The organism is Curtobacterium pomorum (genome assembly GCF_044497295.1).
Lineage (GTDB): Bacteria > Actinomycetota > Actinomycetes > Actinomycetales > Microbacteriaceae > Curtobacterium.
The window spans coordinates 1,312,507-1,324,716 of record NZ_CP172409.1 but is presented as its reverse complement, the minus strand read 5'-3'; the positions used below and the strand labels follow the sequence as shown (position 1 = coordinate 1,324,716).

General features: G+C 67.4%; 13 protein-coding genes. 5 read left to right on the top strand and 8 right to left on the bottom strand.

The window, feature by feature from the left end; all coding sequences use genetic code 11:
* Nucleotides 1-223 precede the first annotated feature (223 nt).
* The 8 genes from ACGH48_RS06375 to ACGH48_RS06340 all read right to left on the bottom strand — a co-directional run bounded on the left by ACGH48_RS06375 (nucleotide 224) and on the right by ACGH48_RS06340 (nucleotide 7,380).
* Entirely contained in the window at nucleotides 224-553 is a 330-nt protein-coding gene (locus ACGH48_RS06375) for a carboxymuconolactone decarboxylase family protein (RefSeq protein ID WP_396290666.1), read from the bottom strand.
* 164 nt (nucleotides 554-717) lie between these two features.
* Entirely contained in the window at nucleotides 718-1,986 is a 1,269-nt protein-coding gene (locus ACGH48_RS06370) for an MFS transporter (protein ID WP_396290664.1), read from the bottom strand.
* A 3-nt stretch (nucleotides 1,987-1,989) separates the two neighbouring features.
* Nucleotides 1,990-3,138, bottom strand: a complete 1,149-nt coding sequence (locus tag ACGH48_RS06365) for an FAD-dependent oxidoreductase (RefSeq protein WP_396290662.1) — start codon at nucleotides 3,136-3,138, stop codon at nucleotides 1,990-1,992.
* Between the two features lie 47 nt (nucleotides 3,139-3,185).
* Nucleotides 3,186-3,539, bottom strand: a complete 354-nt coding sequence (locus ACGH48_RS06360; RefSeq protein ID WP_396290661.1) for a metal-sensitive transcriptional regulator — start codon at nucleotides 3,537-3,539, stop codon at nucleotides 3,186-3,188.
* Nucleotides 3,540-3,605: 66 nt separating this feature from the next.
* Nucleotides 3,606-3,857 (bottom strand): YHS domain-containing protein, encoded by a 252-nt coding sequence (locus ACGH48_RS06355; RefSeq protein WP_396290660.1) that lies wholly within the window; start codon nucleotides 3,855-3,857, stop codon nucleotides 3,606-3,608.
* A gap of 55 nt (nucleotides 3,858-3,912) precedes the next feature.
* The gene (locus tag ACGH48_RS06350; RefSeq protein WP_396290659.1) at nucleotides 3,913-6,183 is read right to left on the bottom strand and encodes a heavy metal translocating P-type ATPase; all 2,271 of its coding nucleotides are present in this window, start codon (nucleotides 6,181-6,183) and stop codon (nucleotides 3,913-3,915) included.
* Between the two features lie 46 nt (nucleotides 6,184-6,229).
* The gene (locus ACGH48_RS06345; protein WP_396290658.1) at nucleotides 6,230-7,171 is read right to left on the bottom strand and encodes a hypothetical protein; all 942 of its coding nucleotides are present in this window, start codon (nucleotides 7,169-7,171) and stop codon (nucleotides 6,230-6,232) included.
* Nucleotides 7,171-7,380: a heavy-metal-associated domain-containing protein gene (locus ACGH48_RS06340; protein ID WP_396290657.1), complete on the bottom strand. Its 210-nt coding sequence runs from the start codon at nucleotides 7,378-7,380 to the stop codon at nucleotides 7,171-7,173. The genes ACGH48_RS06345 and ACGH48_RS06340 overlap by 1 nt, the downstream gene beginning before the upstream one ends.
* Nucleotides 7,381-7,881: 501 nt before the next feature.
* Between ACGH48_RS06340 and ACGH48_RS06335 the strand changes: the two genes are divergently transcribed.
* The 5 genes from ACGH48_RS06335 to ACGH48_RS06315 all read left to right on the top strand — a co-directional run bounded on the left by ACGH48_RS06335 (nucleotide 7,882) and on the right by ACGH48_RS06315 (nucleotide 12,180).
* Nucleotides 7,882-8,730 carry a helix-turn-helix domain-containing protein gene (locus ACGH48_RS06335; protein WP_396290656.1) on the top strand — a complete coding sequence of 283 codons (849 nt, stop codon included), beginning with the start codon at nucleotides 7,882-7,884 and terminating at the stop codon, nucleotides 8,728-8,730.
* A 249-nt stretch (nucleotides 8,731-8,979) separates the two neighbouring features.
* A complete protein-coding gene (locus ACGH48_RS06330) occupies nucleotides 8,980-10,059 on the top strand; it encodes an ArdC family protein (protein WP_396290655.1) in 1,080 nt (359 codons plus the stop codon).
* A complete protein-coding gene (locus ACGH48_RS06325) occupies nucleotides 10,059-10,988 on the top strand; it encodes a bifunctional DNA primase/polymerase (protein WP_396290654.1) in 930 nt (309 codons plus the stop codon). Before ACGH48_RS06330 ends, ACGH48_RS06325 begins: the two co-directional genes overlap by 1 nt.
* A complete protein-coding gene (locus ACGH48_RS06320) occupies nucleotides 10,985-11,791 on the top strand; it encodes a DUF2637 domain-containing protein (RefSeq protein WP_396290653.1) in 807 nt (268 codons plus the stop codon). Before ACGH48_RS06325 ends, ACGH48_RS06320 begins: the two co-directional genes overlap by 4 nt.
* Nucleotides 11,788-12,180, top strand: coding sequence for a hypothetical protein (locus ACGH48_RS06315; RefSeq protein WP_396290652.1), 393 nt, complete (start codon nucleotides 11,788-11,790; stop codon nucleotides 12,178-12,180). The genes ACGH48_RS06320 and ACGH48_RS06315 overlap by 4 nt, the downstream gene beginning before the upstream one ends.
* Nucleotides 12,181-12,210: the final 30 nt, after the last annotated feature.

Below are 12,210 nucleotides of genomic sequence, written 5' to 3'. Positions count from 1 at the left end.
TCGGACTGAGTTTCGCGATGATCGGATACTGCCTCTTCGCATCCGGATGTTGGGTCGCTGGCTTGGCCGAGGTTTGGACGGGCGGACGGGATGCCGAGCCAGCCTGACGTAGTAATAATCGATGGGCGGGGTCCGCGCTCATACAGCATGGACCCTGCCATCGCTGAAAGCATTCAGAGTTCGTTATCCCTTGTGGCTTTCCGCCTAGGCAAAGGCGGCTTGGTCATTCCATCTCTTCGATGGCGCGCATTGCCTTCCATCCGTGGGTGACGCCGCCACCTGCGCGTAGGGCTGCGGCGACCATGACCGCCTCGGCCACGTCGGCTTTCGACGCACCGGCCTTGACGGCGCGTTTGGCATGGTCCTCGATGCAGAACGGACACTGGGTGGTCACCGCTACTCCGACCGCGATCAACTCGCGAGTAGCGAGGTCGAGATTGCCTGCATCCTTCTTGAACACGGCTTTGTCGAAGCCGAAGAACGCAGAGACCATCTCGGGTGCGGCTGCTTTGATGTCGGCCATGTATGCGGCTTCGTCGTTGTGGTTGTGCATGTGCCTTCTCCTTCTTCTGGGGTGGTTCGGGCTGATGAGCGCCCGACTGGACACGCTGGTGCAGGCGCGATGCAAGCAATCAGACGATTCCAGCCGCGTGGACGACGGGTTCCGTTGATGACCTTCTGCTGAGCATCAGCGCTGCGAGCGCGACTGCAGTGAGGTCATGGCCGCTCCTCTCGGATGGGTGCGGCTCGGCGGTGAGAGTCGGCGAGGAGGTCGGCGGTCTCCAGCGGACGTGTGACCGACTGCGGGATGCGCAGACGCAGGAAGGTGGCGGTGAGGCTGAGGGCGATGATGATCGCACCGAGGACCGTCATCGTTCCCGACAGGGTGAGCCCGGGCACGAGCAAACCGGCGACAATCGTGGGCACGCCGAACGCCAGATAGCTAACCGTGTAGATCATGGCCATCACGGCGGCGCGTTCCGATGAGTCCGTTTGAGGCATGAGTGTGCGCAGTACCCCGAGGAACGCCGTGCCGAACCCGGAGCCAACGATCGCGACCGAGGCGACGTAGGCCGGGTAGGAGCCGAGTATGAGAGCGCCGATACTCGCTGCAGTGCCGAAGGCCAGGGCGCTGGTCGCATACAGGCTGATGGTGCGGGCGGTGCAACGCTGCAAGATAGAGGAGGCGACGATTCCCGAGCTCGCCAGCGCGAAGAGAACGAACCCGGCGTGGGTGTGCGTGGCACCGCCGAGCTCACTGCTAACGATGCCGGCCCCGAGTGCGAGGAAGAGTCCGTTGGTTGCCCATCCGGCGATGATCGCAGGCAGGCCTGCGGTAAACATGCGGCGCAGGCGCAATGGCACGGTGAACCGCGGGCGGAGGTCGCCGCCTCGTATCCGGTTCTTGGGAACGAGTTCCGGTGTGCCCCACACTGTCGCTGCCACGATGAGGAACGCGAGCACGAGCAGGCCGAAGACGGCGGTGGTCGGTTCGGGGGTGAGATCGAGCAGGAGCGCAGCACCGAGAGCCCCGGTTCCGAGGCCGATCATCGGTCCGATGGTGTTCCACAAAGCTGCGATGTTCGGACGTGACGGTGGTTCGAAGTCGATCATCATCGCCGATAGTGCCGGGATGAGCAGGCCCGCCGCGAAGCCTTGGAGGGCGCGTGCGAACAGCAGGGCCGCAAGGCTGCCGGCGAACCAGAACATGGCGAGGCTCAGCGCGAGTGCGACGGAGCCGGCCGCCACGACCGGACGTCTGCCGATGAGGTCGGAGAGCGGTCCGAGGAAGAGCAGCGCAACCAGGAGGGTGAGCGTGTAGACGGCGAACACGAGTGTGGTAGCGACGGGGATGAGTCCGAGCCGGTCGGCAATCTGTGGGTAGAACAACGACGGCGCGCTGGCAGCAGCCATCGTGAGAATGGTCGCTGCCAGCGAGAGCACGAAGCCTCGCCGTGGGATCTGCCTGGTACGCTCTCCCGCCATGGCCTAGGCCCGCACGCCGTGGAGCTGCTGACCCCACTGGTAGACGGTGCCGACCGCGTCGATGCCGGTGACGCCGACGACGACGCCGTCGGTCTCGTGGCGGACGATGAACTCCTCGCCGGCTTCCAAGTGGGCGTCTGTGCCCGCCGTATACCCGACTCCGGAGATCATCTGACCGTAGACCATCGCCATGTAGGGGCTGCGCGGCACGTATGCGCCCGGATCGTCTCTGAGGCCGAGGTCGTGCAATGCGACCTGTGCGGCGTGCGTACCCTGTGCGGCGGCGTCTTCCCAATGGTCGATGCGCCAGGTGCCCAGCGCTTCGTCGTGATGCGTGGCCACACCTCCGGCGGCGTAGACGTGGTCTCCTTCGGCGCGGAGGTGATCGTCGACGTCGATGCCGTTCGTCCATGGTGCCGGGGCTGCGGGCATCGTGCCAAGCGCGACGAGGAGGAAGTCGGCCACGACGGAATTGCCGTCGTCGAGGGTGATGGCGACACCGGATTCGGTTTCGTCGACATGTTGGAGAGTACGACCAAATCGGGTCTGCACCTTGGCGGCATGGTCGGCGGCGAGGCGTTCAGCCACGGGCGTCCCGAACGCTCCGATGCCGGGAACGGAACTGCGGGAGACCAGTGTGACCATGTGGCCCTCGGCTTGCAACGACGAAGCGGTCTCGGCTGCGATGATTCCGCCGCCGTAGATCGCCACTCGTGCCGGTCGCCCCAGGCCGGTCAGCAGCTTTCGGATGCGCAGAGCGTCCTCCAGGGAGTGGAGAGCGGTGACCCGCCCTCGTACTGCAGCGTTGTCGCCTCCGAATACTTCAGCGGGCAGGGAGCGGGGCATGCTCCCTGTCGTGACGATGAGCGAGTCGTAGGAGATCTGTGCGCCGGAGGTCAGCCGGACCTGCTTTGCCGAGGTATCGACATCGAGCACGGTGTCGGCGATGACCTCGATTTGAGGCAGCGGGAGCTTGATGATCTCCGGCTGTGTCGGACCGAAGGCGATTCCCTTGATGAGCATCCGGGTATAGGGCGTCTCCCCGGTGCGGGTCACCAGCGTCACCTGGACATCGTCGCGTGAGGAGAGGGTGCGGGCGGCTGCGGTCCCGGCTGCTCCTGAGCCGAGTATGAGGACGTGCTGTGTGGTCATAGAGGAACTCCTGGACTGCTGGTCGTGGTTGAACTGGTGCGCCGGCGTTAGGAGCGCACGAGGCGGGCGATGGCCTCGGATGCCTCGCCGAGCCTCTGCTCGCTGGCTGGTCCGCCGGCGAGCGCGGCGTCGAGGACGCAATGCTTGAGGTGATCGTCGAGGAGGCCCAGGGCGACGTTTTCGAGCGCCCTGGTGGCCGCGGAGATCTGGGTGAGGATGTCGATGCAGTAGCGGTCCTCGTCGACCATGCGATCGATGCCGCGGATCTGACCTTCGAGGCGCCGCAGGCGATTGCGGTAGTTCGTCTTGTCGGTGATGTACCCGTGGACGGGTGCGTCGTCGTCGCCTCCCGAGGGGCAGGTGTCGCGGTGGGTTTCGGTCGTAGGGGTCGTGGTGGTCATGTCGGTTCGCTCCGATCAGGTGGCGGGGTGCCGCAGCGGTGCTGAGGCACCCCGCGCGCTGGTGGATTACGCCATGTTGGCGGCGTACTTCGCCGGGTCCGAATCGAACGCCGGGCCGCAGCCGGCGCAGCAGAAGTAGTAGCGCTCGCCCTCGAAGTCGCGGTAGAGGCCGGCAGCCTCGGCGGTCTTCTTGTTGACAGGGGAACCGACCATGACCGGGCAGGTGGTCATGTCATCGGCGCTTCCCCCAAGCAGGTTCTCGCGGTCACCGTTCTCGGCGGCGGGGTTGGTGTCGTTCGTGCTGCAGCAGTTGCTCATTCTCTAGGTTCCTTCGTTGTTGGAATCGTGCGGGAGGGTGGTGGGTTCTCGTTCGTCACCTCGTGGCGACGCTCTTGAACCCGCGCAGGCGGAGGCTGTTGCCGACGACGAAGACGCTGGAGAACGCCATCGCCGCGCCTGCGAGCATGGGGTTGAGCATGCCCAGCGCTGCGACCGGGATGGCCGCGACGTTGTAGGCGAACGCCCAGAACAGGTTGGTCTTGATCGTCGACAGCGTCTTCCGGGAGAGACGGATCGCGTCGACGGCGGCACGCAGGTCACCGCGCACGAGCGTGATGTCGGAGGCCTCGATCGCGACGTCGGTGCCGGTGCCCATCGCCAGGCCCAGGTCGGCCTGGGCCAGCGCGGGGGCGTCGTTGACGCCGTCGCCGACCATCGCGACGATCTTGCCCTCGTCCTGGAGGCGGGTGACGACGTCGACCTTGTCCTTGGGCAGGACCTCGGCGATGACCTCGTCGATGCCGACCTCCGCGGCGATCTGCTTCGCGACCGCCTCGTTGTCGCCGGTCAGAAGGATCGGTGTGAGTCCGATCTCCTTGAGCCCGCGAATCGCCTCGGCGCTGGTGGGCTTGACGGTGTCGGCGACGACGAGGATACCGCGTGCCTGGCCGTCCCAGCCGATTGCGACGACGGTCTTGCCCTCGCCTTCGGCCTGAGCCTTCGCCTGTGCGGTCTCCGGGGAGAGACGCTGCGACCAGTCGGCGAGTAGCGACTCGCGGCCGACGACGACCGGGGTGCCCTCGACGATGCCCTGCACGCCCTTGCCCTCGACGTTGGCGAAGTCCTCGGGCGTGGGTAGTTGGCCGACCTCCTGGGTCGCGCCCTTGGCGATCGCCTGCGCGATCGGGTGCTCCGAAGCATCCTCCAGCGCACCGGCGAAGCGCAGCAGCTCAGCCCGATCCACGCCGGGCTCAGTGATCACGTCGGTCAGGGTCATCTTGCCGCTGGTGACAGTGCCGGTCTTGTCCAGCACCACCGTGTCGACCTTGCGGGTCGATTCCAGCACCTCGGGGCCCTTGATGAGAACGCCCATCTGCGCGCCACGACCGGTGCCGACCAGTAGAGCGGTCGGGGTCGCAAGACCCAATGCGCACGGGCACGCGATCACGAGCACCGCGACCGCGGCGGTGAACGCGGCAGCGACGGGGAAGCCTGCGCCGAGCCAGGCGCCGAGGGCGACGAAAGCGATCACGATCACGATCGGCACGAACACGCCGGAGATGCGGTCGGCGAGGCGCTGGACTTCGGCCTTGCCGGTCTGGGCGTCCTCGACGAGCTTCGCCATCTGCGCAAGCTGCGTGTCTGAGCCGACGCGCGTGGCGCGCACCACCAGGCGTCCTCCGGCGTTCACGGTTGCGCCGGTGACAGCGTCACCTTCGCCGACCTCGACGGGCACGGATTCGCCGGTGAGCATGGAGGCGTCCACGGCGGATGTGCCGGAGACGACGGTGCCGTCGGTGGCGATCTTCTCGCCGGGGCGCACGATGAACTCGTCACCGACGGTCAGTTCGGATGTTGGGATCTTCACCTCGACGCCGTCGCGGAGCACGGCGACTTCTTTCGCGCCGAGCTCCAGGAGGGCACGGAGCGCGGCTCCGGCCTGGCGCTTGGAGCGCTTCTCGAAGTAGCGGCCCGCGAGGATGAACATGGTCACGCCCGCGCCGACTTCGAGGTAGATGTTCGCGGCTCCGTCCGAGGGGGCGATCGTGAACTCGAAGGGGTGCGTCATGCCGGGGGTGCCGGCGGTGCCGAAGAACAAGGCGTAGAGCGACCACAGCAGCGCGACCGAGGTGCCCATCGAGATGAGCGTGTCCATCGTGGCGGTGCCGTGCTTGAGGTTCGTCCATGCGGCCTTGTGGAACGGCCATGCTGCCCAGATGATCACCGGTGCAGCCAGGGCGAGGGAAGCCCACTGCCAGTATGTGAACTGCAGCGCGGGGATCATCGCCATCGCAATCACGGGAACCGTGAGCACGATGGCTCCGATCAGCCGATGACGCAGCGAGGTGAGCTCAGTGTCTTCCTCGTCGCCGGCCTCGGTCTCAGACGTGCTCGCCCGAGTGTCCTTGGGCTTGGGCAAGGCGGCCGTGTAACCGGTCTTCTCGACCTCGGCGACCAGCAATGCCGGGTCGTACCCGGCGGGCACGGTGACCTTGGCCTTCTCGGTGGCGTAGTTGACCGTGGCCTGGACGCCGTCGAGCTTGTTCAGCTTCTTCTCGATCCGGTTCGCGCAGGAGGCGCAGGTCATCCCGCCGATCTCCAACTCGATGTCCGGCCCACCCGTGGGGGGCGCTGATGTGCTCATCCTCTTCCTTCTTTCTCAGCTCTCGTGCGACGACAGGCCCAGCGGGTCAGTGGTCGTCGGAATGCGGATCGTCTGTCTGTGATCCGTCGCCATGCTCGGCGTCGATCACGAACTCGGCGGTGTGCACCTGCCCGTCGACCTGGAAGTCCAGGTACAGCAGGTAGCGGTCCGCGGTCGGGACCTCTGCGACGTATCCGATCTCGGGGCCGGCCGTGTCACCGGCCTGGGGCTCGTCGCCTTCGGCGTGGACGTGCAGGTAGGCGAGATCGCCTTCGCGCAGCGCCACGAGGTGGCCGAATGCACCCAGGTAGGGCTCCAGCGTGGTCACCGGCTCCCCATCGCGCTCAACGGAGATCGTGATCCCGCTCGACGATCCGGCGGTGAGATCTCCGTTGAGGGAGACGGTGTATCCGTCGACCTCGTCGGTGGTCTGCACCTCGGTCACGACGGGGGTAAAGTCGCCTGCCACCTCGACGGTGCGGGTCAGGGTGGTGCCTTCGGCGCCCTCACCCGCGGGTGTGAAGTCGGCGTAGACGCGGTAGGTGCCCGCCTCAGCCCAGGTCCACGGCACTGACCAGGTGCCCGTGCTCGTGTCGAGTTCGGGGTGCACGTGCCGGTATCCGGTTCCATCGGTACGGACGACGATGAGGTGCAGATCCTTCTCGTGCGCGGTCGTGAACTCGGTGATCGGTTCACCCGACTCATCGAGGACCTGGAAACTCAGTTCTCCATCCTCGCCTGCCGCTGCCGGTGCCTGGACCGGGGAGAGTACGAATCCGTCCGCGCTCGCGGAGACCCCGTTCAGAGCGGGCTCCACAGGTTCCTGTTTCGCACCGCCGTGCCCTTCACCGTGCGTGTTCATGTCATTTCCTTCTGCCCACGCTGCTACGAAACTGTCGGGAATGATGGCGCCGGCAAGGCCGAAAGCCCCGCCGAACGCCACCACCAACCCGGCTCCGTAGAGCGTGAGTCGTCCTCCGGCCTTCATCAGACGCGCACCGCCGAATAGCCGGCGTCCTCGACCGCCGCAATGACCTTGGCATCGTCGATCTCGCCCTCGGCGGTGACGTTGAGTTTGCCGGTCTGCGCGCTGACCTGGATGTCCTGGACGCCGGGGATCTCGCTGACCTCCTCGCGGATCGACATCTCGCAGTGCCCGCAGGTCATGCCCGTCACCTGGTAATCGTTCGAAGCCATCAGGTATCCTCCTCGTAGTTGTTGGTACCCCTACCGGGTATCTGTACAAGTCAACGGTATACCCCCGCTGGGTATTCCGCAAGGAGGGAGGCGATTGTGTGAGCCGTATCGCACGCGTGCTGCATGCATTGGTTGGAGCGTCCGAGATGCGCCTCGTGGCGCAACGATGCTGCGGGGCGACCCGCTGGGTGTTGTCGCTGCGCGTCGGGGCGTAGTGACCACGGGTCTCATGAGAACCCTGGACTGCCTTGCCGCCTCGGTGACGGCAGTGACGGCCGGCACGGGCCGGACGACCCCCAAACGCCGCTCAGCCACTGGTGCTCATGGTACGAAGCGGGCCGGGTCAACTGGTTTCGCAGGCGTTCGAGATTGGTGAGTGGATCAGACGAATCCCAGCAGGACTGCGCGGCCACGCCGGAGACGGTTAGCGGCTCTTGTGCTGCGCATTGGCATATCCCTCTGGTCGCGCGCACACGCACGATGCATCGGCCCGTCGGTCCGATGGTCTACGACTGCCTCAAGATCGTGTTCATCCGGTCGGGATCGGCGATCATGTTCAGCGAGTTCGGGCGTCAGCCGGTCAGCGTCGGTGACGCGATTCTCCTCGGCCCGAACGTGCTGTTCAGCAGCGAGCCCGAAGAACTCGTCACGTTCACCTCGATCTATGTCGATACTGACTTTGCTCTCGATCAGTTCTTCTGGCAGCATTCGGCGATCCTGCATGATCGGCTCGACGCGATGGGTTTCGCGGAGAAGGTCTATTCCGATCCTGCGCAGGTCTTGCGTCTCGGCGAGGACCGGTCGGGCATGGTCGCGCCGTGGCTGGATGAGATGGTCGCGCTCAGCATCGAGGGGAGCTTCCCGAATCGGTTCAATAGGTTGCAGGCGCTCTGGTTCGCGGTCATGGACGTCCTCGCCCCGCACATCCGTATCTCGCCGGTGCGTTTGACGCCTATGCAGCGGGCACGCTCACGTCCGGTGCTGCCACGCGGTCGTCGGTTTGCTCCGCTGCGTCGTGAAGCGCTGCTCGCCCGTGAAGCCCTCCACGAGAACATCGCACATCCATGGACGCTTGGTGAGCTGGCCCAGACCGTGCGATTGTCCCCGCAGCAGCTGACTCGCGTGTTCGCTGAGGCGTTCGGGAAGACCCCGATCGCCTATCTGACGATGTTGCGTGTTCAGGAGATGGCCCGGCTGCTTCGCGAAACCGACCTCCCGGTTGCCGTCGCCGGCCGGCGGGTCGGGTGGTCCAGTCGGTCGCGGGCGACGGAGGCGTTCATCGAGCACATCGGGCTCAGCCCGAGCCGCTATCGGGCCATGCGCCCCGTTGGTGGAGAACGCCCGCTGTAGGGGCAGTCGCGTCCGGGAAATCATCACTTCGTCCGGTGTCCGACCGGACATCGCCGATTCCCGCCCGACGCGGGCGGCAGCGCTGGTAGTCCAGTGGTTCCACGTCAGGTGTCTCCGCGTTCCTGATGGCCAACTTATCGACTCTGTTGTTCGCTGACCGTCTTGCTCGTCGGTAGTTCCTGGCGCACCTCGCAGGTACGGGACCGGCCACCGCCCGTGGTGGCCGATCCTGCTGAGAGGAGGCCGACGATGGCGACGAGGGAGGAAGCCCGCCAGGCGCGGGAGGCGAAGCTCGACGAGCTCCATGAGAAGCTCACCGGTGCGGTCGAGCGGCTGGTCACTGGTGAGGACTGGGCTGCGACGTTGCGGTTCGCCGCCCGGTTCCGGTCGCGTTCGTTCAACAACGTTCTGCTGATCTGGGAGCAGCATCAGGCCGCGTTCGAGCAGGGTCGGGTGCCGGAACCGTTCCCGACCTTTGTCGCCGGCTACAAGCAGTGGCAGCAGCTCGGCCGCCAGGTCGAGAAAGGCCAGGCCGGGTACCAGATCCTCGCCCCGGTCACCGGTCGGTTCGCGTCCGCGAACCCGTCCGATCCGGCCTCGTGGCGGCGCCTGAATCGCGGTGAGAAGCCGAAGCCCGGCGAGACGGTCCGCTCCCGGATGGTGGGCGTGCGCCCGGCGTATGTCTGGGATGTCTCGCAGACCGCCGGCGACCCGATCCCCGAGAAGCCGGAGCCGCAGCTCCTCACCGGCGAAGCACCCCACGGGCTTCGCGAGGGCCTGGCCGGGCGGATCGAGGCGGAGGGGTTCGAGCTGTTGTGGGTGCCGCACGAGGGCATGATCGGCGGCGCGAACGGGCTGACGAACTTCGAGACCCGACAGGTCGCGGTGCGCACGAACATGCCCGACGCGGCCCAGGTGAAGACCGAGGGCCACGAGCTCGCCCATGTCCTGATGCACGGCCCCGATCAAGTGGAGGCTCGCCAGCATCGCGGGATCGGCGAGGTCGAGGCCGAGTCGGTCGCGTTGATGATCGGCGCTGCTCACGGTATGGACACCTCCGATTACACGATCCCGTACGTGGCCGGGTGGGCGACGGCCGTGGACGGCAAGAATCCGGTTGAGGTGGTGCAGGCGGCCGGTGAGCGTATCCGCAAGACCGCGACCGACATCCTCGACCGGCTCGACACGATCCAGGTACCCGACGGCACCCCACCCGGCCTTGACCGTGATGCGGCACGCCAGCAGCCGCCACGCTCCGAGCCCCGCAACGTCGCGCCGTCGATGGAGCCGGATCGTGCGCCGGAGCGGATGGTCGGGCGGGGGCTGTGATGGTTGCCCGCACCGCGTTCACGACCGTGCTCGCCGGGCTCGGGCCGGAGGCGCCGTTGCCGGTCGCGGCCCGCGCTTTCGCTGTGGCGGGGGTGCCGGTGTTCCCGTGCGCGCCGGGCGGGAAGAACCCGATCACCGCGCATGGCTTCCACGACGCGACCACCGATCTGCGCCAGGTCGAGTCGTGGTGGGGGCGGTTCCCGGCGGCGAACATCGGCGTCCCGACCGGGCGGGCGTCCGGGGTGTCGGTGGTCGATGTCGATGTGCACGGCGTCGACGGGTTCGCCGCGTTGCGGAGGGCGCGCCGCGCCGGCCTGGTGCCGGGGTGGGAGGCGCTGGTGCGCTCACCGACCGGCGGCCTGCACGTCTACTACCCGGCCGGAGATGGCGAGCAGCCGTCCTGGCAGGCCGGTGACGCTGGGATCGACTTCCGCGGCGACCGCGGCTACATCATTGCCCCACCCTCTCGCCGGGTCATCGACGGTGAGATGAAGCTGTACCGGCTGGCCTCGGAGAGCCCGACCCCAGGCAGCGCGCTGGATGCGGCGGCGCTGCGCACGTTCCTGGCCCCGCCTCGTCCGCCACGCAGGTTCCCGGCGCCGGGTCGTTCGCCGGGGCGGACTGATCCGTTGAAGCTGGCGACATGGCTGGGCGGAGAGCGCACGGATCGCAATCGCAAGCTGTTCTGGGCCTCCTGCGTGCTCGCCGAGGAAGGCGTCTCGTACCGGGATGCGCTCGATGCGATGCTCACCATCGAGCAACCCGACTTCGGACAGCGCGAGATCACCCGCACCGTCGCCTCCGGATACAAACGCATCCGCGGCGACACGCCCCCGGCCGGCGATTCCGGCATGTCCCGGCCCGGCGCGACGCCAGCCGTCGATGCGACCCCAGAGAACCGGCTCGCGACGGTGAGGGGGCTGCGATGAACCGGCGGCGTGGGTGGGCGGTGGTCACGGCGGCGTCGGGCACCGTGCTCATCGCCACCGGCGCGTTCTGGTTGAGCTTCACCGCGCTGGCCGACCTCGCGGTGCGGTCGGGCATCACGGCCGGGCAGGCGTGGATATGGCCGCTGCTGGTGGATGGGCTGATCGTGGTCGCCACCGTCGCCGTGGTCGCCCTCGACGGGCACCGGGCCGCCTGGTATCCGTGGGCGCTGCTGATCGCCGGCGCTCTGATTTCGGTGACCGCGAACGCCGCACACGCCCTGGTCACCGCCGAGATAAACGTGCCGGGCCTGCTCGCCGCGACCGTCGCCGCCGTCCCGCCGCTCGTGCTGCTGGCCTCCACGCATCTGACCGTCGTCCTCATCCGCTCCACCCACACCACCGGCACTCCACCGCCTGCCGCGCCGCCGGTCAAAGCGCCCGTGCCCGCTCTGCCGGTGTCCGGAATTGTGCCCAAGACGCCGACCGCGACTCCGCTTCTCGCGTCTGCGACCGACGTTCCGCACGCATGGAACGAGGACGCCGAGCCGTCTGCGTCGGTGACTCCCGAGAACGATGAACCGGGCGGCGAGGCGGCCGGTTCAGATCGGCGGGAGCGTGCCGCCCGACTGCGTGAGGAGGGCTGGTCGAACAAGCAGATCGCCCGCGAGTTCCATGTGCATCCCTCGACCGTGGGCCGGTGGCTTCCCCGCCCGCCTGAATCCGAGGCGCCTGAGTCTTCTGAGTCGTCCGGCCCGCAGGAGGCCGGCACCCCACCTGAACAGGGCAAGGAGGAATCACCATGAACACCGAACAGCATCCGCACGAACCCGAGCAGCAGCGGCCGCCCGACCCCGCCCCGGTATCCGAGCGGCCGGACTCGTCGGCGGGGATGGCGCCCGAAGCGATCCAGGCCGCGGGCGTCGACCGCGGCCAGCACGCCGTCGAGGGACTGGATACGGAGCGGCCGGCCCGCGGGGTCGACTGGGTGCGGCCCACTGATCTGATGGCGCGAGCCGGGGGCGCGGTGTCGCGGCGCGGGATCGACTTCCAAGACGACCTGTTCCGCCTCGCACGTTCCGGCATCGCCACCGGTGCCAAGCAGGTCGCCGCCTACGCGAAGCGGCTGCCGCCGGCGTCGGCGTTCGGCCGCGACGAGCCCGCGCCCGAGGCGCAGGGTCTGGGCAGGAAGTGAACCGGGGTGAGGGGCCATGCACACGATCCG

Bases quoted from the DNA above. Each gene is read 5' to 3' on its own strand.
- ACGH48_RS06320 (WP_396290653.1), top strand. From the start codon at position 10,985: ATGAACCGGCGGCGTGGGTGGGCGGTGGTCACGGCGGCGTCGGGCACC.
- ACGH48_RS06355 (WP_396290660.1), bottom strand. From the start codon at position 3,857: ATGAGCAACTGCTGCAGCACGAACGACACCAACCCCGCCGCCGAGAAC.
- ACGH48_RS06315 (WP_396290652.1), top strand. From the start codon at position 11,788: ATGAACACCGAACAGCATCCGCACGAACCCGAGCAGCAGCGGCCGCCC.
- ACGH48_RS06330 (WP_396290655.1), top strand. From the start codon at position 8,980: ATGGCGACGAGGGAGGAAGCCCGCCAGGCGCGGGAGGCGAAGCTCGAC.
- ACGH48_RS06365 (WP_396290662.1), bottom strand. From the start codon at position 3,138: ATGACCACACAGCACGTCCTCATACTCGGCTCAGGAGCAGCCGGGACC.
- ACGH48_RS06375 (WP_396290666.1), bottom strand. From the start codon at position 553: ATGCACAACCACAACGACGAAGCCGCATACATGGCCGACATCAAAGCA.
- ACGH48_RS06345 (WP_396290658.1), bottom strand. From the start codon at position 7,171: ATGAAGGCCGGAGGACGACTCACGCTCTACGGAGCCGGGTTGGTGGTG.
- ACGH48_RS06325 (WP_396290654.1), top strand. From the start codon at position 10,059: ATGGTTGCCCGCACCGCGTTCACGACCGTGCTCGCCGGGCTCGGGCCG.
- ACGH48_RS06350 (WP_396290659.1), bottom strand. From the start codon at position 6,183: ATGAGCACATCAGCGCCCCCCACGGGTGGGCCGGACATCGAGTTGGAG.
- ACGH48_RS06335 (WP_396290656.1), top strand. From the start codon at position 7,882: ATGGTCTACGACTGCCTCAAGATCGTGTTCATCCGGTCGGGATCGGCG.
- ACGH48_RS06360 (WP_396290661.1), bottom strand. From the start codon at position 3,539: ATGACCACCACGACCCCTACGACCGAAACCCACCGCGACACCTGCCCC.
- ACGH48_RS06370 (WP_396290664.1), bottom strand. From the start codon at position 1,986: ATGGCGGGAGAGCGTACCAGGCAGATCCCACGGCGAGGCTTCGTGCTC.
- ACGH48_RS06340 (WP_396290657.1), bottom strand. From the start codon at position 7,380: ATGGCTTCGAACGATTACCAGGTGACGGGCATGACCTGCGGGCACTGC.